The organism is Aurantimonas sp., assembly GCF_964217435.1.
Taxonomy (GTDB): domain Bacteria; phylum Pseudomonadota; class Alphaproteobacteria; order Rhizobiales; family Rhizobiaceae; genus Aurantimonas; species Aurantimonas coralicida.
Genome location: NZ_CAXPJM010000010.1, coordinates 74641 through 95635, shown reverse-complemented (window position 1 = coordinate 95635; position 20995 = coordinate 74641). Strand labels below are relative to the sequence as shown.

The 20995-nt window shown below is 66.8% G+C and carries 21 protein-coding genes; 10 read left to right on the top strand and 11 right to left on the bottom strand.

Features of this window, described 5'->3' with window-relative positions; translation table 11 throughout:
* Positions 1 to 208 precede the first annotated feature (208 nt).
* Complete coding sequence (locus ACEQX1_RS05310) at positions 209 to 967, top strand: Bax inhibitor-1/YccA family protein (protein ID WP_024351884.1); 759 nt, start codon at positions 209 to 211, stop codon at positions 965 to 967.
* 201 nt (positions 968 to 1168) lie between these two features.
* Entirely contained in the window at positions 1169 to 1717 is a 549-nt protein-coding gene (locus ACEQX1_RS05305) for an N-acetyltransferase family protein (RefSeq protein WP_370196583.1), read from the top strand.
* Positions 1718 to 1727: 10 nt separating this feature from the next.
* On the opposite strand, the gene ACEQX1_RS05300 is transcribed toward ACEQX1_RS05305, so the two are convergent.
* The 3 genes from ACEQX1_RS05300 to acnA all read right to left on the bottom strand — a co-directional run bounded on the left by ACEQX1_RS05300 (position 1728) and on the right by acnA (position 6016).
* The gene (locus ACEQX1_RS05300) at positions 1728 to 2192 is read right to left on the bottom strand and encodes a DUF2794 domain-containing protein (RefSeq protein ID WP_370196155.1); all 465 of its coding nucleotides are present in this window, start codon (positions 2190 to 2192) and stop codon (positions 1728 to 1730) included.
* 57 nt (positions 2193 to 2249) lie between these two features.
* Positions 2250 to 3026, bottom strand: coding sequence for a DUF1223 domain-containing protein (locus ACEQX1_RS05295; protein ID WP_370196154.1), 777 nt, complete (start codon positions 3024 to 3026; stop codon positions 2250 to 2252).
* A 230-nt stretch (positions 3027 to 3256) separates the two neighbouring features.
* A complete protein-coding gene (gene acnA, locus ACEQX1_RS05290; protein WP_370196582.1) occupies positions 3257 to 6016 on the bottom strand; it encodes an aconitate hydratase AcnA in 2760 nt (919 codons plus the stop codon).
* A gap of 376 nt (positions 6017 to 6392) precedes the next feature.
* Between acnA and ccmA the strand changes: the two genes are divergently transcribed.
* From ccmA to ACEQX1_RS05255, 7 genes are all read left to right on the top strand, one after another.
* A complete protein-coding gene (gene ccmA / locus ACEQX1_RS05285) occupies positions 6393 to 7106 on the top strand; it encodes a heme ABC exporter ATP-binding protein CcmA (RefSeq protein WP_370195351.1) in 714 nt (237 codons plus the stop codon).
* A complete protein-coding gene (ccmB, locus tag ACEQX1_RS05280; protein ID WP_024351878.1) occupies positions 7103 to 7762 on the top strand; it encodes a heme exporter protein CcmB in 660 nt (219 codons plus the stop codon). Before ccmA ends, ccmB begins: the two co-directional genes overlap by 4 nt.
* A 116-nt stretch (positions 7763 to 7878) precedes the next feature.
* Positions 7879 to 9183 carry a hypothetical protein gene (locus ACEQX1_RS05275; RefSeq protein ID WP_370195350.1) on the top strand — a complete coding sequence of 435 codons (1305 nt, stop codon included), beginning with the start codon at positions 7879 to 7881 and terminating at the stop codon, positions 9181 to 9183.
* A gap of 95 nt (positions 9184 to 9278) precedes the next feature.
* Positions 9279 to 10037, top strand: coding sequence for a heme ABC transporter permease (locus ACEQX1_RS05270; protein WP_370196581.1), 759 nt, complete (start codon positions 9279 to 9281; stop codon positions 10035 to 10037).
* A gap of 10 nt (positions 10038 to 10047) precedes the next feature.
* A complete protein-coding gene (ccmD, locus tag ACEQX1_RS05265) occupies positions 10048 to 10239 on the top strand; it encodes a heme exporter protein CcmD (protein WP_370195348.1) in 192 nt (63 codons plus the stop codon).
* Positions 10236 to 10895, top strand: coding sequence for a DsbE family thiol:disulfide interchange protein (locus ACEQX1_RS05260; protein WP_370196580.1), 660 nt, complete (start codon positions 10236 to 10238; stop codon positions 10893 to 10895). Before ccmD ends, ACEQX1_RS05260 begins: the two co-directional genes overlap by 4 nt.
* Before the next feature lie 85 nt (positions 10896 to 10980).
* Entirely contained in the window at positions 10981 to 11544 is a 564-nt protein-coding gene (locus ACEQX1_RS05255; RefSeq protein WP_370195346.1) for an NUDIX domain-containing protein, read from the top strand.
* 39 nt (positions 11545 to 11583) lie between these two features.
* On the opposite strand, the gene ACEQX1_RS05250 is transcribed toward ACEQX1_RS05255, so the two are convergent.
* The 8 genes from ACEQX1_RS05250 to ACEQX1_RS05215 form a co-directional block, all read right to left on the bottom strand.
* Positions 11584 to 12387, bottom strand: a complete 804-nt coding sequence (locus ACEQX1_RS05250; protein WP_372521423.1) for a tellurite resistance TerB family protein — start codon at positions 12385 to 12387, stop codon at positions 11584 to 11586.
* Positions 12388 to 12430: 43 nt separating this feature from the next.
* Positions 12431 to 13093, bottom strand: coding sequence for a septation protein A (locus ACEQX1_RS05245; protein WP_370195344.1), 663 nt, complete (start codon positions 13091 to 13093; stop codon positions 12431 to 12433).
* An 84-nt stretch (positions 13094 to 13177) separates the two neighbouring features.
* A complete protein-coding gene (gene ftsY, locus ACEQX1_RS05240; protein ID WP_370195353.1) occupies positions 13178 to 14566 on the bottom strand; it encodes a signal recognition particle-docking protein FtsY in 1389 nt (462 codons plus the stop codon).
* A gap of 83 nt (positions 14567 to 14649) precedes the next feature.
* Positions 14650 to 14940, bottom strand: a complete 291-nt coding sequence (locus ACEQX1_RS05235; RefSeq protein ID WP_187391628.1) for a hypothetical protein — start codon at positions 14938 to 14940, stop codon at positions 14650 to 14652.
* Positions 14941 to 14943: 3 nt separating this feature from the next.
* Positions 14944 to 16266, bottom strand: a complete 1323-nt coding sequence (gene mtaB, locus ACEQX1_RS05230) for a tRNA (N(6)-L-threonylcarbamoyladenosine(37)-C(2))-methylthiotransferase MtaB (protein ID WP_370196579.1) — start codon at positions 16264 to 16266, stop codon at positions 14944 to 14946.
* Entirely contained in the window at positions 16266 to 17150 is an 885-nt protein-coding gene (gene dapF, locus ACEQX1_RS05225; RefSeq protein ID WP_370195342.1) for a diaminopimelate epimerase, read from the bottom strand. Before dapF ends, mtaB begins: the two co-directional genes overlap by 1 nt.
* 76 nt (positions 17151 to 17226) lie before the next feature.
* The gene (locus ACEQX1_RS05220; protein ID WP_370196578.1) at positions 17227 to 18381 is read right to left on the bottom strand and encodes an NADH:flavin oxidoreductase/NADH oxidase; all 1155 of its coding nucleotides are present in this window, start codon (positions 18379 to 18381) and stop codon (positions 17227 to 17229) included.
* A gap of 185 nt (positions 18382 to 18566) precedes the next feature.
* A complete protein-coding gene (locus tag ACEQX1_RS05215; RefSeq protein WP_230788091.1) occupies positions 18567 to 18839 on the bottom strand; it encodes a hypothetical protein in 273 nt (90 codons plus the stop codon).
* A gap of 529 nt (positions 18840 to 19368) precedes the next feature.
* Between ACEQX1_RS05215 and ffh the strand changes: the two genes are divergently transcribed.
* Positions 19369 to 20922, top strand: coding sequence for a signal recognition particle protein (gene ffh / locus ACEQX1_RS05210; protein WP_370196577.1), 1554 nt, complete (start codon positions 19369 to 19371; stop codon positions 20920 to 20922).
* Positions 20923 to 20995 lie beyond the last annotated feature (73 nt).

Genomic DNA, 20995 nt, shown 5'->3' with positions numbered 1-20995 from the left:
GAAGCTGGTTCAGGCCGCGGATAACGCAGAATTAATCCTGAATCCGCGCGATTTCGTCACCGCGCGGCGGGGTACTCTTGTGTGCCGCGCGGCCCATCCGCATATTATCATCAGGATCGCTGGGCGTCCCGCCAGCGGCGCCTCCATGTGCCGGCCATTTTGTGCCGGATATGGACACCGGACGGGACACGCAGAAAGGAATTCTTCCATGGCGGAATATCGGAACGCCGGCGCTCGCACTGTGCCAGCCGCCGGTACCAGAGCGGACATCGACCAGGGCCTCCGCTCCTACATGCTCAAGGTCTACAACCTGATGGCAGGCGGTGTGGCGCTGACCGGCGTCGCGGCCTACGCCCTGTACATGCTGTCCTTCGTGACGAACGACGCCGGTGATGTCGTCGGTCTCACGCAGCTCGGCAACACGCTCTTCAACACGCCGCTCAAATGGGTGGTGATGCTGGCCCCGCTCGGCATGGTCTTCTTCCTGTCGTTCCGGGTCCACAAGATGAGCGTCGCAGCCGCCCAGACGACCTTCTGGATCTATTCGGCGATGGTCGGCGTCTCGCTGGCCTCGATCTTCGCGGTCTATACCGGCGAATCCATCACCCAGGTGTTCTTCATCACCGCGGCTTCCTTTGGCGCGCTGTCGCTCTGGGGCTACACCACCAAGCGGGACATTTCGGGCTGGGGCTCGTTCCTGTTCATGGGCGTGATCGGCATCGTGATCGCGATGGTCGTGAACATCTTCCTCGCCTCGCCGGCGTTGCAGTTCGCCATCTCGGTGATCGGCGTGCTCGTCTTCGCGGGCCTGACCGCCTATGACACGCAGCAGATCAAGGAAATGTACTACGAGGGTGACGGTTCGACCGTCATGGGCCGCAAGGCCGTGATGGGCGCCCTGCGCCTCTACCTCGACTTCCTGAACATGTTCCTGTTCCTGCTGCAGCTGTTCGGCAACCGCGAATAGTCTGCCCGATCAGGGATGTGAGTTGACGAGGGCGGCCCGCGGGCCGCCCTTTTTCGTGGGCGCGGCATCCCGCGGCGGACGCCGTGTTTGGCGATCGCTAGTCGGTGAATTTCCCCGGCCGGCCCTGCAGGGCGGCATTGATCCGCTGCGCTGCGCGGTGCATCAGAAGCGGGACCAAACAAGCAAAGAGCCGCAGCGTCCATGAGTGCCCACACGATCCGTCTCGCCGTCCTTGAGGACGTGCCCGCCCTGACCGCGATCTACGAGGATGCGGTCCTCCACGGCACGGCATCCTTCGAGCTGGTGCCGCCGGGCCAGGCCGAAATGGAAGCGCGCTTCACCGCGATCACCAGCCAGGGCTTTCCCTATATCGTCGCCGAGGATGCGGACCGGACGGTGCTCGGCTACGCCTATGCCAACGCCTTTCGCACCCGGCCTGCCTATCGCTTCGCGGTGGAGGATTCGGTCTATCTGGCGCCCGAAGCGAAAGGCCGCCGGATCGGCACAGATCTCCTGACGCGGCTGGTGGAACTGTCGGCGGAACGCGGCTTTCGCCAGATGATCGCCGTCATCGGCGGCTCCGACCACACGCCCTCGATCCGCCTGCACGAGCGGGCGGGCTTCAGGATGATCGGCGTGTTCGAGAATTCCGGCTTCAAGTTCGGCCGCTGGATCGACACGGTGCTGATGCAGCTGCCCCTCGGCGACGGCGGCGACAGCCTGCCCGACGAGACGCGTCACCCGGGCTGAGCTTGGCGGATCAGCCGATCTCGGTGCGCTTCAGAGTCTTGTCGAAGACGCCCAGCACGGTCGCCAGATCGTGGCCGCGCTTGAGGATCAGGCCGCCGGCGGCGACCACCTGATAGGCGCCCTGCTTGCGGGCGAGCTTGGGGTTCTTCTCGACCCGGTACATCGGCATCTCGCTGGTCCGGCGGAAGACGGAGAAGACCGCCCGGTCCTTCAGCATGTCGATGGCGTAGTCGCGCCACTCGCCGGCGGCGACCATGCGGCCGTAGATGCGCAGGATCTGGGAGAGTTCGTGCCGGTCGAAGGACACGATCGGCATGTCCGACGGGCGGGAGCCGGGAAACGGCAGGAGATTGGACGCGCTGTCGCCGTTCGATCCGGAAAAATCCAAGTCAGCCCCTCGTGCGATCATGCGCCGCTCGGCGGGGCGCGCTCTGGCTCGTGACCATATGGTGACACGGAAATGGGGTCGCGCCAAAGCGATTCAACCGATCGCCGCGAGACCCTTTCGGCCGGTCGATGCGGGCATTGCCGCTCAGCGCTGGTGGAACTCGACCTGCGCCGCCGCCAGGATCGGGCCGGGCTTGCCCTCGTCGGTCACCGACTGCAGCAGCGCCGCCCAGCCCCGGCTCTCGCCTTCGGGGCGCGTCAGCATCTCCAGCGGCAGGTCGACCTCAAGCGGTTCGCCGGACCACATGCCGAGAATGCGCCAGTCCTGCACCGCATGGCTGTTGACGATGGTGGTGCCGCGGTTCTCGCCGCGGTCGATCGCCGTCCGGGTTTCGTCGTCATAGGTCACGAGCATCAGCACCGGCTGACGGCCGCCGGCCTTGGCGCCGGCGACATCGGCGGTGATATGCAGCCGGTCGTCGTCGACGCGCATGGTGACGCTCGCGCCCTTGCCGGCCGCCTTCAGCGGATGATTGTCCATCAGGGCGCGGACCTTGCCCTCATGCGAGCCGATGGCATCGGCAACGCCGTTCACAACGACCTGCGGGGTGTAGATGGTGGTGGTGCCGAAGGCCGCGGCATAGGCGCGCTGGCGCTCGGTGTTCTCGCTGGAGCCATGGGTGTCGCGCCAGCCGATATAGTCCCAGTAGTCGACGTGATAGGCGAGGGCGAGGATGCCGGGTTCGACGGCGAGCCGGCTGAGAATCCGGTCGGCCGGCGGGCAGGACGAGCAGCCCTGGCTGGTGAAGAGCTCGACGACCTGTTCGACAGGCCGGATCTCGATCTGCCCGGCGCCGGTGGCCTGCGCGACCGGCAGCGACGCGGCGAGGAGCGCGCACAGACCCGCGAGCATCCGCTTCATGGCGAGACGCTGCGCACGAGCGGCAGGTCCATGCTCGGCGTGACGGCGCAGGGCCGCAGGGATCTGTCGGGGGCTGTGTTCATGATGCGAACCTAGAGGTCGGGACGAACACCCGCTAGTCACTTGCCGGTGACGGAGAGTGCCGGGTCGCCGACATGGCAAAGCCGCCGGTCCTGGAACCGGCGGCTTCGATTGTCAGGCGGGCCGCAGGGACCTGCCGGGATCGCCCATCAGGCGGCGAGGCGGCGCAGGACGTACTGCAGGATGCCGCCGTTGCGGTAATATTCCAGCTCGTCCAGCGTATCGATGCGGGCCTGGATCTTCACCGTCTGCACCGAACCGTCGGACGCCTCGATCCGGGCTTCCAGGATCTGGCGCGGCTTCAGTTCGGTCAGGCCGTCGATGGTCACCTTCTCGTCGCCCTTGATGCCGAGCGACTGCCAGGATGTGCCTTCCTCCGCGAAGACGAAGGGCACGACGCCCATGCCGACGAGGTTGGAGCGGTGGATGCGCTCGAAGCTCTCGGCGATGACCGCACGCACGCCGAGGAGCACCGTGCCCTTGGCCGCCCAGTCACGCGACGAGCCGGTGCCGTATTCCTTGCCGGCGAAGATGACGAGCGGCACGCCCTCGTCCTTGTACTTCATCGCCGCGTCGTAGATCGGCATCTGCGCGCCGGACGGCTGGTGGCAGGTCACGCCGCCTTCGACGCCGGGCACCATCTCGTTCTTGATGCGGATATTGGCGAAGGTGCCGCGCATCATGACTTCGTGGTTGCCGCGGCGCGCGCCGTAGGAGTTGAAGTCCACCGGGCGAACCTGATGGCTGACGAGATAGTCGCCGGCCGGGCCGTCCTTCTTGATCGAACCGGCCGGGGAGATGTGGTCGGTCGTGATGGAATCCTTGAACAGGCCGAGGATGCGCGCATCCTTGACGTTCTGAACGGCTTCCGGCTCCTGCTTCATGCCCTCGAAATAGGGCGGGTTCTGCACGTAGGTGGAGCGGTCGTCCCAGTCGTAGGTCAGGCCGCCGGACACCTCGATCTTCTGCCAGTGCTCGTCGCCCTTGAAGACGTCGGCGTAGCGGTTCTCGAACATGTCGCGGGTGACCGTCTTGCGGACGATCTCGGCGATTTCCTGCGTCGTCGGCCAGATGTCCTTCAGATAGACGTCGTTGCCGTCCTGGTCCTGGCCGAGCGGCTCCTTGGTGATGTCGACGAACATCGAGCCGGCCAGCGCATAGGCGACGACCAGCGGCGGCGAGGCGAGATAGTTCGCCCGCACGTCCGGATTGACCCGGCCCTCGAAGTTGCGGTTGCCCGACAGCACCGAGCAGGCGACGAGGTCGTTCTGGGTGATCGCCTCGGAGATCGGCTCGGGCAGCGGCCCGGAATTGCCGATGCAGGTCGTGCAGCCATAGCCGACCAGGTTGAAGCCCAGCGCGTCCAGATCCTTCTGCAGATCCGCCTTGTCGAGATATTCGGTGACCACCTGCGAGCCGGGGGCCAGCGAGGTCTTCACCCAGGGCTTCACCTTGAGGCCCTTCTCATGCGCCTTGCGGGCGACGAGACCGGCGGCAACCAGCACGTTCGGGTTGGAGGTGTTGGTGCAGGAGGTGATCGCGGCGATCACCACGTCGCCGTCGGCAAGGCCGTGCTCGGCGCCCTCGACCGGATGGCGCACGTCGCCGGGGGTCGTGTTCGGCGGCACCGCGCCTTCGTCCATGTAGCGCGAATCGGCGTTCGACTGCGGGGTCTCGCTCTTCTTGCGACCGCCCTTGATCTCGGCCAGGGCGTCGACGAACTTGGTCGCCGCCTCGGTCAGCGCGACGCGGTCCTGCGGCCGCTTCGGGCCGGCCAGCGACGGGACGACCGTCGACAGGTCGAGCTCCAGCGTGTCGGTGAAGACCGGGTCCGGCGTGCCGTCCTCGCGGTACATGCCCTGCGCCTTGGCATAGGCCTCGACCAGCGCGATGCGGTCCTTGTCGCGACCGGTCGCCTCCAGATAGGCGATCGTGTCCTTGTCGATCGGGAAGAAGCCGCAGGTGGCGCCGTATTCGGGAGCCATGTTGGCGATGGTCGCCTGGTCCTCGAGGGTCAGGTTCGACAGGCCGGGGCCGAAGAACTCGACGAACTTGCCGACGACGCCGCGGCGACGCAGCATCTCGGTGACGGTCAGGACGAGGTCGGTGGCGGTGGTGCCTTCCGGCAGCTTGCCGTCCATGCGGAAGCCGATGACCTCCGGGATCAGCATGGAGATGGGCTGGCCGAGCATGGCCGCTTCCGCCTCGATGCCGCCGACGCCCCAGCCCAGAACCGACAGGCCGTTGACCATGGTGGTGTGGGAATCGGTGCCGACCAGCGTGTCGGGATAGGCGACGGTCTCGCCGTTCTCGTCACGGGTCCAGACGGTCTGGGCGAGATATTCGAGATTGACCTGGTGGCAGATGCCGGTGCCGGGGGGCACGACGCGGAAGTTCTCGAAGGCCTCGGAGCCCCAGCGCAGGAAGGTGTAGCGCTCGCCGTTGCGGCCGTATTCGGCGTCGACGTTCTTGGTGAAGGAATCCTTCTGGCCGAAATAGTCGACCATCACCGAATGGTCGATGACCAGATCGACGGGAACCAGCGGGTTCACCTTCTTGGGGTCGGCGCCGAGATTCCGGGTCGCGTCGCGCATGGCGGCAAGGTCGACCACGGCGGGAACGCCGGTGAAGTCCTGCATCAGCACGCGGGCCGGGCGGTAGGCGATCTCGTGACCGGCCGAGCCCTTGTCCTCGATCCAGCGTGCGAGAGCGCGGATGTCGTCCGCCTTGACCGTGCGGTCGTCCTCGTTGCGCAGCAGGTTCTCGAGCAGGACCTTCAGCGAGAAGGGCAGGCGGGCAACGCCCTGAAGGCCGTTCTTCTCGGCTTCCTTCAGGTCGTAATAGACATAGTCCTTGCCGCCCACGGAGAGCGTCCTGCGGCTATTGAAACTGTCGGGTGCGTGGGACAATTGGCTTCGTTCCTTCTCGACCAGTATAAGTCCGAAGGGCGAACGGCCTTGAGCGCTGCGGAAAAGCGCTCGAAGATGCGGGTGCGACCATTTCCGCTTGTCCGCCCCGGTGCCCGCCGGTGCCGGACGGGGACCCTGAGATCGGCGCTGAATTGTTGCCACGCCGGTCGCTGGTGTGGTTGCGGTCGTTATAGGCAAGTTTGTAACGGCTATAAAGGGCCAGATGGCCTTGGGGCGGAAAATCCATTGCAGTGCAGAAAAAGGCGGACATGACAAGGACTTGGCCGCGCCGGACCGGCGCCCACCAGCCGCCGCGCGTCGCGCCTTGCCTGCGCAGGCCAGTGCAATGTCACGCAATTTTCGCCGCGGACCGGGCATGAGCGGGCCGATCGCGACCGCCTCGGGGCTGGTCGTCGGACGCGGCGGATCCGCCGCCGCGGGGCCGCTGGATTTCCGCATTGCGGCAGGCGAGGCGCTGGTCGTCACCGGCGCGAACGGCGCCGGCAAGTCGACGCTCCTGCGCACGCTGGCCGGCCTGCTGCCGCCGGTCGCCGGTCGTATCGACGTGACGGGCGCCACGGCACCGGACGGTGAGGCGGCCCGCACGCTGGCGGAGATCGCCCACTATGTCGGTCACCGCAACGCGATGAAGCCGAATATCAGCGTCGGCGAGAACCTTGCCTTCTGGCGGCGCTATCTCGGCGGCAGCAGGGGCGGCGGCCGGTCGATCGCCGAATGCCTCGATGCGCTGGGGCTGCCCGATTTGTCGCATCTGCCGCAGGGCTATCTGTCGGCCGGCCAGCAGCGGCGGGCGAGCCTCGCCCGTCTCCTCCTCGTGCCGCGGCCCGTCTGGATCCTCGACGAGCCGACCTCGGCGCTGGATGCCGCCTCGCAGCTGACATTCGCCGAGATCGTCGAGGCGCATGTGGCGGCAGGCGGACTGGTGATCGCCGCCACCCACCAGCCGCTCGGCCTGTCGACGACGCTGACGCTGGATCTGACGCCGTCCGTCCATGCCGCGCGCGAAGCCGACCGCGCGGCGCCTTCCATCGATGCGGCGGAGCTGGCCGCCGCGGAGGGCTGGCTGTGATCGCGCTGTTCCGCCGCGACCTGCGGCTGGCCCTTTCGGGCGGCGGCGGCGCCATGACCGCGGTGATCTTCTTCCTCGCCGTTGTCGCGACGATTCCCTTCGGCGTCGGCCCCGACCTCAATCTCCTGTCGCGGATCGGCCCGGCCATCCTGTGGATCGGCGCGCTCCTGTCGGCGCTGCTCACCCTCGACCGGCTGTTCCAGGCCGACCGCGAGGACGGCACGCTGGACCTGCTCCTGACCGGCCCGACGCCGATGGCGCTGGTGGTGCTGGCCAAATGCGCCGCCCTCTGGGTCGCCTCGGGCCTGCCGCTGGTGCTCGCCGCGCCGGTGCTCGGCCTGTTCCTGGCGCTGGAGCCACCGGCGATCGGCGCGGTTATGCTGACGCTGCTCGTCGGCACGCCGGCGATCATCTGCATCGGCGCCGTCGGCGCCTCGGTCGCCGTGGCGCTGCCGCGCGGCGGGCTCCTGGTCTCGGTGCTGGTCCTGCCCCTGGCGATCCCGGTGCTGATCTTCGGCGTCTCGGCCACCTACGGGGCGGTCAACGAGCCCGACCCGTTCCTGCCGCCCTTCCTGATCCTGAGCGCGCTGACACTGCTCTTCGGCGCCCTCGGCCCGATCGCCGCCGGCGCGGCGCTGCGGGCGGGGGCGGATTGAAGGGCGAGTCTTCCCGGTACTACGCAGATACGTAGTTGACCTAAGGGAACGGCCGATGTTGTGATACGTACTTCGTCCAGCACCTCGTTCGTAGCTAGTTTCAGTGGGAGGTCCCGATGAGTGTAGCTTATAGGGCGCGCAGGCTTTTCATCATGCTTAGGACGAAATGGCCGTCTACATCGTTCGCGATCGCCATATTTCTTGATATCGCGTTGATGATATATATAGCGATGGAATTATCCCCATTCTACGAAAAACCGTCGATCACGCGGGAGCAAATTTCCGAGCATCTTGATCCCTATCAAGTAGCTTTGGTAGTTTCATACTATGAAAAGCCTCCAAGCACGGAGGTGCCGCTTATACTTGACCTTGATATAAAAGTTAACAGCCTAGTGTATTCGACATCTCAAATCATATTTTCGTACGAACCCGGTGTAGTAGATGTGGTTCCGAGTAGCAATCCGATTTTCTCCGCGAGCGTTGCTATGCGGGATGTGCTGTCGCGAGGGGATCTTTACGAAGTAGGCGCCTCTGTTTACCATGTAGATCTTCGGTCCCTCAGCGGTTTTTTGGGAATTATCATAATAATAACTGTATCTCCGTTCCTTCTTCGGCTGGCGCGGCGGGGAGGGGCGGAGCGGAAGAACGGACAGCGGCTTGACGTAGACGAGGCGGCGTCGACGAGGGAGATATTGCTTGCTGAGATCGCGTTTACCGAGGAGTCCGCCAACGAGATAGCGACCCGATCGTATATCGCACTGTTCAGTGGCATACTGATGTCTTTCGTAGGGGTGTCGACATTCTATATCACAATGCCATCAGAAAGAGAGGTTGGGTACGGGCAGCAAAGTCTCGATGCTTTATCGAGGCTGCACCTAGCAAATTTCTCGCGAAATATTTCTGAATCTCTGTCAGCTTCAGGCTCAGATGCCGCGAATAACATCGCTCCGGGAAGGGGGGTAGACGATGGAAGCCGAAGCGTTCCGCTATCGCCCGCTCCGCTTACAATAACGGAAGCACCGGTCAGCAGCGTCTGGAATAGCTACTATTTTATAGAAACGGTTAGGGCGTTTGGCATACTGTTATTTATTGAAGCAATCGCTTGGTTCCTTTTGCAGCAGTATCGTAGTCTGATGGCGGAGTATAGAAATATGTATCGGAAGAGGCTTCGCCGGGCGAACTTTCTATCCGCATACACTCTTTCTATGTCAAGTCCTGATGGACTTGGCAGGCCAGCGAGTGCCGTTCTAGCGAGTATATTATCTGAAGATCTTTCAGACCGGCTGCAAAAAGGCGAGACGACAGAGTATCTCGTAATGTGTAAATCCGTAGAGGGAAATCCGGTTATTGACATCGTACGCAACTGGACGATGTGGAACAAGCCAGACAGAGAGATTGCGGAGAGAAAGGAGCAAGGCTGACTGGTCGCCTGCAGGCGAGGTGGTCAGGCTGCGCCCGTTCGTGCATCCGAAATCGTATGTTTGCCGGCTGGCTGGAGACCTTCTAGACTGGACCCATGACCGACATGTCCGCCGCCAAGCCGTCGCGCTTCACGATCCTGGCCAATCCGACCCGCTTCCTGGAGCTGTCGGGCAGGCTGCAGCCATGGCTCTATGCCCTGGCGCTCATCGCGCTGGCGATCGGCCTGACCCTCGGCTTTCGCGCCCCGCCGGACTATCAGCAGGGCGCGACGGTGCAGATCATGTTCATCCACGTGCCCTTCGCCTGGCTGTCGATGATGATCTGGACGGTGATGAGCGTGTCGGCGCTGGGCACGCTGGTCTGGCGGCATCCGCTGGCCGACGTCGCGGTCAAGGCGGCGGCGCCCATCGGCGCGGTGTTCACCGCGCTGGCGCTGATCACCGGCTCGATCTGGGGGCGCCCGATGTGGGGCACCTGGTGGGTCTGGGATGCCCGGCTGACCTCGGTGTTCATCCTGTTCCTGATGTATCTCGGGCTGATCGCCCTGACCCGGGCGCTGGACGAGCCGGGCCGCAGCGCGAAGGCCGCGGCGATCCTCGTTCTCGTCGGCTTCGTCAACATCCCGATCATCAAGTTTTCCGTCGACTGGTGGAACACGCTGCATCAGAGCGCCAGCGTCATCCGGGTCGACGGGCCGGCCATGCCGCCGGTCTTCCTAATCCCGCTGCTGGTCTCGGCAGCCGGCTTCACGCTCCTGTTCTTCGCCCTGCATCTGACGGCGATGCGCACGGAAGTGCTGCGCCGGCGCGTGGCGGCGCTGTCGCGGCTGGCGGCCCGCCGCGCCGAGGCCTGAGGATACCAATATGCAGAACGACTATATCGGCTTCATCGGCTCGGCCTATGCCATCTCCGTGCTGGCGCTGGTCGGGATCGCGGCCTGGGTGTTTCTCGATGCCCGTGCCCAGAAGCGGGCGTTGAAGGACCTCGAGGCGCGGGGCATTCGTCGCCGCTCGGCCTCGGCCGCGCCCGTCAGCGGCGCGGAGGCCACGCGATGACGGACGATCCGACGACGCTACCGACCGCTCCGGCGGCCGAGACCGTGACGAAGGCCGCGAAACCCCGCCGCAACTGGCTGGTTGCGCTGCCACTGGTGCTATTCGGCGGCCTTGCGGCGATCTTCCTCTATCAGCTCATCTCCGGCCACGATCCGCAGCAGATTCCCTCGGTGCTGATCGGAAAGACGGCGCCGCAGACCGTGCTGCCGGCGCTGGAGGGCGTTTCCGGTCCCGACGGCGGACCGATGCCGGCGCTCGATCTCACCGGCTTCGGCGATGGCCGGCCGGTGCTGGTGAATGTTTTCGCCTCCTGGTGCGGGCCGTGCCGGGACGAGCATCCGCTGCTGATGGACCTGGCCCAGGACGAGCGCTTCAAGCTGGTCGCCATCAACTACAAGGACAAGCCGGAGAACGCCCGCAAGTTCCTGGAGTCGCTGGGCAATCCCTACGCCGCCATCGGCGTGGACCAGAAGGGCTCGGCGACGATCGACTGGGGCGTCTACGGCGTGCCGGAGAGCTTCCTGGTCGCGCCGGACGGCGAGATCGTCTTCAAGCAGACGGGACCGTTCACGCCCGAGGCGGTGAAGACCGGCCTGCTGCCGGCGGTGGAGCGCGTCCTCGCCGGTCCTTCGAAGGGCACTGCGCCGACGAGCTGATCGGGACGGCGCCCGGACGTTCGGTCGCGGCCGTTCAAGCCCGCGTGGATATTCCCGGGCGGCCGCGCCGAGCCATATGGGGCGCATGACCGAGACATCCTTTTCCCTGCGCACGCCCGAGGGCGACGACGTCGCCCGCAAGATCTGCGACACGTGCGGCTTCGTCGCCTATGAGAACCCGAAGATCGTGGTGGGCTCGGTGGTCCGCCATGACGGCCGGATCCTGCTGTGCCGGCGGGCGGTCGCGCCGCGACAGGGCTTCTGGACCATTCCGGCCGGCTATCTGGAACTGAACGAGACGCCCGAGGACGGGGCGCGGCGCGAGGCGCGGGAAGAGGCGACGGCGCAGCTCGCCATCGAGCGGCTGCTGGCGGTCTATTCGGTGCCGCGGATCAGCCAGGTGCAACTGATCTACCGGGCGAGCCTTGCCGAGCCGACGATTGCGCCGGGCATCGAAAGCCAGGCGGTCGACCTCTTCGCCTGGGACGACATTCCCTGGGACGAGCTGGCGTTTCCGTCGGTCCACTGGGCGCTGAACCACGACCGCGCGGCGCAGGAGGGCGCGCCGCCGGTGCCTTTCACCAATCCAGACGGGGCGACCGGCAATACGATGCCCGATGGGCGGGCACTGCCGGTCGGCGAGTTCTGATCAGGCCGGAGATCGGCCGAGGACAGCCGCCTTCGGACCTCAGCCCTGCACTTCGCCGGCGGTGCGGCGGATTTCGGCGGTCAGCTCGGCCGGCAGGTTCAGCCGTGCGCCGAGAAGGTCGAGATAGGCGCGCTCGGCCGGATGGTCGGGATCGATCGCCAGCACCGAGGCGGTGTAGATCTCCATCGCCAGTTCCGGCGTGGTCGCGCTGGCGGCGAGCGCATCGATGCTCATCGGCTGGCGCATCTCGTCCATGACGAAGCCCTTTTCCTCGGCATCGAGGTCGATCTCGTCGATCCGCCCGAAGATCGCCTGCTGCTCCTCGGCGTCGATATAGCCGTCGGCCTTGGCCGCGGCGATCATCGCCGACAGCATCAGCCGCGCATGGGCCTCCTCGTCGCCGGCCGGCAGGAAGGCGGTGCCTTCGGGAGCCGGAATCTCGGCCGGCGCCCGGGCTGCGTCGGGCAGGCGCGGCGTCGGCTGGGCGTTGGGCAGCGCGGTGCCCTGGCTGGCCTGGTAGTTCTGGTAGGCCTTGTAGGCGAGACCCGCGACGACGGCCGCGCCGCCGAGCTTCAGCGCCGTGCCGCCGAGCTTGCGCACGCCCTTGCCGCGAAACAGGCTGGAGGCGAGGCCGCCGAGCAGCGCACCGCCGATGGCCGAACCGGCGCCGCCCTGGAGCATGCCGCCAAGCCCCGAGCCGGAGCCGCCGCGCCCCTGCAGCATGCCGCCGAGTTGGTCGACGATCGAGCCGCCCTGGCCCTGGCCGGACCGCTGGTCGCCGGGATCGCGGCCGCCCTGGTTTCCGGCGCCGAGGAATTCTCCGAGAAGCTTCTGCATGTCCATGTCGGTCGGCCTCTTGGTTGTGAAGATGTCGGTGCGGGACGGCCTAGCGGCCGCTGTCTTCCGCGCTGGCCAGTCGCTCGGTCGAATGCTGCTTGATCAGCGGAACCTGGGTCAGCATGAAGACGATGGTGATGGGCATCGTCGCCCAGACCTTGAAGGCGACCCAGAAATCGGTCGAGAAATTGCGCCAGACGACTTCGTTGACGACCGCCAGGAAGATGAAGAACAGGCCCCAGCGCAGGGTCATCTTGCGCCATCCCTCGGCGTCCAGCTTGAAGGCCTGGTCGAAGACGTAGCCGAGCAGCGACTTGCCGAAGAGCAGCCCGCCGAGCAGCACCGCGGCGAACAGGCCGTTGACGATGGTTGGCTTCATCTTGATGAAGGTCTCGTCCTGCAGCCACAGGGTCAGCGAGCCGAACACCAGCACCACGGCGCCGGTGACCAGCGGCATGATCGGCAGCGATCTGGTGATCGCCCATGACACGGCCAGCGAGATCGCCATCGCGGCCATGAACAGGCCGGTGGCGATGAACAGCGGCCCGCCGAACTCCTTCAGGACGGGGAACGTCGCCGCCAGCTGCTCGCCGCGCGAATTGGCGAAGAAGAAGACCATCAGCGGGCCCAGCTCCAGCGCAAATTTCAGGAGCGGGTTCATCTCCTTGCGCGCCGGGCTGTTCGGCTCTTCCTCGAGAATGTGGTGCGACATGCGGACTCCCTGTTCCCGGTCCATATCGGAACTGATCGCGACGAATGCGAGGCGTGACCGCCCATCGCGGCGATTTTTCGCCGGTCAGGCCGACGTGGTGGTGCCGGCGATCGCGGCGGCGAAATCCTTCGCCTTGAAGGGCTCGAGATCGTCGATGCCTTCGCCGACGCCGACGAAATAGACCGGCAGGCGGAACTTGGCGGCGATGGCGACGAGGATGCCGCCGCGCGCCGAGCCGTCGAGCTTGGTCATGACGAGGCCGTTGACCCCGGCCACGTTGCGGAAGATCTCGACCTGGTTCATGGCGTTCTGGCCGGTGGTGGCGTCGAGGGTGAGAAGCACCGTATGCGGCGCGTCCGGCTCGCGCTTCTGCAGCACGCGGACGATCTTCTCCAACTCGGCCATCAGCTCGGTCTTGTTCTGCAGGCGACCAGCCGTGTCGATAATCAGGACGTCGGAATCGTTCTCGACGGCCCGGTCGTAGGCTTCATAGGCAAGGCCTGCCGCATCGGCGCCGATCGCCTTGGCGACGACCTCGGACTGGGTGCGCTCGCCCCAGATCTTCAGCTGTTCGACGGCGGCGGCGCGGAAGGTGTCGCCGGCGCAGAGCGTGACCTTGAGCCCGCCGCGGGTCAGCTTGGCGGCCAGCTTGCCGATGGTCGTGGTCTTGCCGGTGCCGTTGACGCCGACCACCAGGATGACATGCGGCTTCTTGGCCAGGTCGAGCTCCAGCGGCAGGGCCACGGGGTCCAGCGCCTTCTCGATTTCCTCGGCAAGGATGGTGCGCACTTCCTGGCCGCTGATCTCGCGGCCGAAGCGGCCTTCCGACAGGCGGTCGGTGATCTTCAGGGCGGTCTCGACGCCGAGATCGGCCTGGATCAGCACGTCCTCGAAATCCTGCAGCGTGTCCTCGTCCAGCCGCCGCTTGGTGAAGATCGCGCCGATCGATCCGGTGAGCTGGGTGGAGGAACGCGCCAGCCCCTCGCGCAGGCGCTGCAGCCAGGGCACGCGGGGCGCGGGCACCGGTTCGGGAGCGGCGGGCGCCTGTTCGCGCAGGCGGAAGCCGGCGGCGGCATCCGGTGCGGGGCGCGGCGTGCCTGCCGGGGCGGGCAGAGGCGCCTGGTCGCCTTCGGGCGCGGAGGCCGGCGGCGGCGCGATGTCGGGCTCGGGCGTGTCGGCGGTGTCGAAGGACGGATCGACCCGCTCGGCGACCGGCGCCTCGCCGTCTTCTTCCTCGTCCTCCGGCGGCAGATCCGATTCCAGCCAGGAGAAGTCGGCATCCTCGTCGCCGGACGACAGCGCGTCGTCATTGTGCCCGTCTAGATGATCGGCATCGGAGGCCGGCGGGATGCCGGGGGCCACCGCATCGGCGATCTCGGAGGTTTCGCGGGTTTCGCCCGCGAGCGGCTGGACGGGCGCCGCAACCTCCGGCTCGACATGTTCGCCCAGCCGCTCGGCGGGGTCGGCGCCCAGGAAGGCGAATTCGCTCTCGTCGGCGGGCTCGGCCGGCGTCGGTTCCTCGAGCCAGGAAAAGTCCGCCGTCTCGGTGTCCGGCTCTAGTTCTGGCCCGAGTTCAGCGTTTTTTTTTGAGCCTGGTCCGCGTCGGAATGCTCGGCCATTTCGGCCAGCGGGGTGATGCCGCCGCCGTCGTTGACGTCGGCTCCGGCTTCCGAATCGGCGACCGAACTGGCCGCCGCCTTCGGGCGGACGTCCGGATCGGGGGAGCCGGGGGCGCCGAATTCGGTATCGGACGGCCGCGGCGTATCACCATGCTCGGGCGTGCGATCGGTTTCGCTGTCCGACCCGAAGGAGAAGATGCGGCGGAAGAAGCCTTTTTGCTCAGCCATGGCTTACGTCAGTTCTCTCAGATGGTCGGAGGATGTTCCGGCCGGGCCGGAACGAAGGATATCGGGGCGGGCGACCAGTCTGCCACCGCGTTCGCCCACAATGATAGCGTCGAGGATGGAGCCGGGGAGGCCCTCCTCGATCTCGCAGAGGGTAAAATCGGCGCAGCGGCCGCGCTGGTTGCGCTCCACCAGCACCGATTGCCGCGTGCCGACGAGGCTGGCCAGGTGGGCGCGATGGGCGGTTTCGCCGCGGGCGCGCAGGGCCGTCGCCCGGTCCTTGACGATGTCGCGCGGCAATTGCGGCATGCGGGCCGCCGGCGTGCCCTCGCGCGGCGAGAACGGAAACACGTGAAGATGCGTCAGGCCGCAATCCTCGACGAGCTTCATGGAGTTCTCGAACATCGCGTCGGTCTCTGTCGGGAAGCCGGCGATGATGTCGGCGCCATAGACGATGTCGGGCCGCGCGGCGCGGATGTCGGTGCAGAAGCGGATGGCGTCGTCACGCGAATGCCGCCGCTTCATGCGTTTCAGGATCATGTCGTCGCCGGCCTGCAGCGACAGGTGCAGATGCGGCATCAGCCGGGTCTCGGAGCCGATCGCCTCGATCAGCGCCGGGTCGGCCTCGACGGAATCGATCGAGGACAGTCGCAGGCGGGCAAGGTCCGGCACGTGTCTGAGGATCGCCTGGACAAGCTGGCCGAGCTTCGGCGCGCCGGGCAGGTCCGCTCCCCAGGAGGTCATGTCGACGCCCGACAGCACCACTTCGTTGTAGCCGGCGGCGACGAGGCGCTTCACCTGGTCGACCGCCGCGCCCATCGGCACCGAGCGGGAATTGCCGCGCCCGAAGGGGATGATGCAGAAGGTGCAGCGATGGTCGCAGCCATTCTGTATCTGGACGATGGCGCGGGCACGCCCCTCGATCGCGTCGACCATGTGGCCGGCGGTCTCCGTGACGCTCATGATGTCGTTGACGCGGACCTTCTCCTCGGCAGCGACGCCGAAATCGGGCAGGGCGCCATAGGCGCTGGCCGTCAGCTTCTCGTCATTGCCGAGGACGGCATCGACCTCGCCCATTTCGGCAAAGCGGCCGGGTTCGGTCTGGGCGGCGCAGCCCGTGACGACGATCCGCGCCTCCGGGTTTTCGCGCCTCGCCCGGCGGATCTGCTTGCGGGCCTGGCGCACGGCTTCCGACGTCACGGCGCAGGTGTTGAAGACGATGGCGCCGCGCGGATCGGCGTCGAGGCCCGCCGCCACGGCCTCGCGCTTCATGATCTCGGCCTCATAGGTGTTGAGCCGGCAGCCGAAGGAGACGATCTCGACACCCATCAGGCCGGCTCGTGCGTCGCCGTCTCGTCGCGCAGATAGGCGCCGGTCGCGGGATCGAGGCGGCCGGACCAGTTCCATTCGGCCGGCCCGGTCATGATGACATGGTCGTCGTCGCGCCAGTCGATCAGGAGGTCGCCGCCGGGCACGGTCACCGTGACGATGCGGCCGGTGCGCCGGGTGCGGGTCGCCGAGACGGCGGCGGCGCAGGCGGCCGAGCCGCAGGCGCGGGTCAGGCCGACACCGCGTTCCCAGGTCCGCAGGGTGAGGGCGTCCGGCGCCGTGACCTGCGCAATCGAGATGTTGGCGCGCTCGGGAAACAGCGGATGGTTCTCCAGCACCAGGCCGAACCGATCGAGCTCATAGCTCCATACGTCCCGGTCGACCCAGAAGATGGCGTGGGGATTGCCCATGGAGGCGACCGAGGGCGAATGCAGGATCGGCGCGTCGATGGGCCCGATCTGAAGTTCGACCGCCCTTGTGTCGCTGAACTCTTCCGACAGGGGAATCTCGGACCAGCCAAAGCGCGGCCGGCCCATGTCGACGGCGATCAGCCCGTCGTCGCGCTCAAAGGCGGTCAGGATGCCGGCGCGGGTCTCGAAGGTGAAGTCGCGGCGGCCGGTCTCGGCGGCGAGCGCCTGCACCACGCAGCGCGTGCCGTTGCCGCAGGCCTCGGCCTCCGAACCATCGCGATTGATGATCCGCACATAGGCGTCGGTGCCGTCGAGGCGCGGGTCGTGGATCGCCATGATCTGGTCGAAGCGGGTGGCCGGATCCTCGGCAAGGGCGCGTGCGGCCGCAGCCGAAATCCGCGCCGCCGATCCGCGAAGATCGGCGACGACGATCTCGTTGCCCAGCCCGTTCATCCGGGCGAAGGCCACGCTCATATCCGTATCTCGTGCGGCGCTGTCGGTCATGCCGGTTATATGGCCGATGCGCGGCGCGATTGAAAGGATCGCGCGATCAGCGCTGGCCGAAGGCGGCGTCCTTGAACAGCGCCTTGAACTCGCGCGGCTGGGAACGCCAGTACTGCTTCGGCGCGCGCACCGAGGCGCCCAGTTCGGCCGCCGCATGCCACGGCCAGTGCGGCTCGTAGAGAATGGCGCGCGCGATGGCGATGGCATCGGCCTTGTTCTCGGCGATGATGGTCTCGGCCTGGCGCGCCTCGGTGATCAGGCCGACGCCGATCACCGGGATCGCCACCGCGGCCTTCACGGCCTCGGCGAAATGCACCTGGTAGCCGGGTCCGAGCGGGATCTTCTGGTCGGGCGAGACGCCGCCGGAGGAGACATGGATCGCTGCCGCGCCGCGCGCCTCCAGCGCCTGCGAATAGGCGATCGAGCCCTCGATGTCCCAGCCGCCCTCGACCCAGTCGCTGGCCGACAGGCGGACCCAGACCGGAATGTCGGCCGGCACCGCCGCCTTGACCGCGTCGAAGATCTCGAGCGGGAAGCGCATGCGGTTCTCGACGCTGCCGCCATATTCGTCGTCGCGCCGGTTCGAGATCGGCGACAGGAACTGGTGCAGGAGATAGCCATGCGCCGAATGCAGCTCGATGCCGACGATGCCGAGACGCACGGCGCGCAGGGCGGTGGCGACGAAGTCGTCCTTGATCTTCTGCAGACCCGCGGCGTCGAGGGCGGTCGGTACCACTTCGCCGGGTGAATGGGGAAGGGCGGAGGGCGCGACGCACTGCCAGCCGGTCGGATCGGTCGGGGCGATCTGCTGGCCACCGGCCCAGGGCTCGGCGCTCGACGCCTTGCGGCCGGCATGGCCGAGCTGGATGGCGACGGGCATCTGGGAATGGACGGCGATCGCATCGAGGACGCGGGCGAGCGCCGCCTCGTTGTACTCGGAATAGAGCCCGAGATCCTTGTGGGTGATGCGGGCTTCGGGCGAGACGGCCGTGGCTTCGAGGATCAGCAGGCCGGCGCCGGACATGGCGAGCTGGCCGAGATGCATCATGTGCCAGTCGGTGGCCGATCCGTCATCGGCGGAATACTGGCACATGGGCGCGATGATGATGCGGTTTTCCAGCCGCAATGCGCCGAGGTCGAGCGGGGTGAACAGCGGGCTGAGCGTCTGCGAGATGTCCGAATCCGGGGTCTGCGTGTCCATTCAGGCGGCCTTCCGTGAAGCGTGAGGCTCTCCGAATGCGCCGGTACGCCGCGATGTTCAAGCCCTGCGACGAGGACGCTGCGTCTTCGGCGCGCGGCGATCGCGGGAACAGGGCGGTGGCGCGCCGGTCGACCGGCCCTGAACGAAAACCGGCGGCCGATCGCCCGGCCGCCGGTGAAAATGGATCAGTTGGCCGGAGCCGGTGCGTCGCCGCCGCCGCCGACATCCGGCGCCTCGACATTCACGTCCGGCGTGTCGATCGAGACATTGGTGTCGGCACCACCGCCGGCGCCGCCGCCGAGCAGGCCGTCGCCGAAGATGAAGAAGGCGCCGATCACGACCACAACGATCAGGATGCCGGCGATCAACCAGCTACCACCGCCGCCGCCGCCGTTTCCACCGCGGTCGTTGTTGACGATGACGGTGCGCTCGCGTTCTGGTTCACGAAGGTCGCTCACAGGGGGACTCCACTTCCAACAAAGGGCAGCCAAGGGCTGCCGGGCTACGCGTCGGTCCCGGCCGAAGCCTCTTATGAGGATCGGCAACGGCGAGGATCGCCATGCGTCGTTCCGCCACAGAATGCCGCAGGGGGGCATTCGTTCCGTGCCCGGCTATCGACAGGTGGGCGGGTGAAGGTGGCGTCGTCGCTCCGGCCGGCGATGATCGGATGAGCGGCACCGCCTGAGGGGCCGCCGCCGGCTCGGCTTCCACCGCCCGACATTCCGCAGGGGCCGCGAAACTTGACATTGGCGGCCGGTCGGTGTTTCTGCAGACCCAAATCCGCGACATCTGTCCGCGACCCGCCGACCGTGCCCCTCTCGCAAGAGCCGCACGGAGGTCAACATCCGCCAGCGAGTTTCGCCCGCGGATGCGATCCTGCTTTGAGCATTGCCCATCCGGCAGTGGCTTGAGCAGAGGCGGGTTTGCAGTTCGGATCGAAGCGAACCACCTTCCGGCTCTGTTCGGAAGGCCGGGAAGGAAGCACGCATGTTCGATTCACTCCAGGACCGCCTCGGGTCCATCCTGAACGGCCTCACCGGCCGCGGCGCCCTGTCCGACAAGGATGTGGCGGCCGCGCTGCGCGAGGTCCGTCGGGCGCTGCTGGAGGCCGACGTCGCGCTGGAAGTGGTCCGGGACTTCACCGACCGCGTGCGCGCCAAGGCCGTCGGCGCGGAAATCCTGAAGTCGATCAGGCCCGGCCAGATGGTCGTCAAGATCGTCCATGACGAGCTGATCGCCACGCTCGGCAGCGACCAGGTCGCCATCGACCTCAACGCGCCGGCGCCGGTCGTCCTGATGATGGTCGGCCTGCAGGGCTCGGGCAAGACGACGACCACCGGCAAGCTCGCCAAGCGTCTCACCGAGCGTCAGCGCAAGAAGGTGCTGATGGCCTCGCTCGATACACGGCGCCCGGCGGCCCAGGAGCAGCTGCGCGTCCTCGGCGAGCAGACCGGCGTCGCCACCCTGCCGATCATCGCCGGCCAGGGCCCGGTGGAGATCGCCGCCCGCGCCAAGCAGGCGGCCAAGCTCGGCGGCTACGACCTCGTCATCCTCGATACGGCCGGCCGGACCCATATCGACGAGCCGCTGATGGTCGAGATGGCCGACATCAAGCGGACGACCGAGCCCCACGAGATCCTGCTTGTCGCCGATTCCCTGACCGGCCAGGACGCGGTGAATCTCGCCCGCTCCTTCGACGAGCGCGTCGGCATCACCGGCATCGTCCTGACCCGCGTCGACGGCGACGGCCGCGGCGGTGCGGCGCTGTCCATGCGCGCCGTCACCGGCAAGCCGATCAAGCTGATCGGTACCGGCGAGAAGATGGATGCGCTCGAGGATTTCCATCCCTCGCGCATCGCCGACCGCATTCTCGGCATGGGCGACATCGTCAGCCTCGTCGAGAAGGCCGCCGAGAACATCGACGCGGAAAAGGCCGCGGCGATGGCCAAGAAGATGCAGTCGGGGAAGTTCGACCTGAACGACCTCGCCGATCAGATCGGCCAGATGCAGAAGATGGGCGGCATGGGCGGCATGATGGGCCTGATGCCCGGCATGGGGAAGATGAAGGACCAGATGTCCGCCGCCGGCCTCGACGACAAGATGCTGAAGCGGCAGCTCGCCATCATCTCCTCGATGACCGCCAAGGAGCGGGGCAATCCCGACATCCTCAAGCACAGCCGCAAGAAGCGCATCGCCGCCGGCTCGGGCACCTCGTCCGCCGAGATCAACAAGCTGCTCAAGATGCACCGCCAGATGGCCGACATGATGAAGTCCATGGGCAAGGGCAAGGGCGGCATGATGGGCAAGATGATGGGCGGCCTGGCCGGCAAGATGGGCCTCGGCGGCATGGGCGGAATGCCCGGCGGCATGCCCGACCTGTCGAAGATGGACCCCAAGGAACTGGAAGCCATGGCCAAGGCCGCGCAGAGCGGCGGCATGCCCGGCCTTCCCAAGGGACTTCCCCCCGGCATCGGCGGACCGGGCGGCATGCCCGGCGGCGGTTTCCCGGGGCTGCCGGGATTGCCGGCAAAGAAGAAGTGACGGCCATCCGGCCCGACCGAACGACCTGAACACGCACTATCGAACCGATCGGCGCGCCGCCGATCTCGAACCA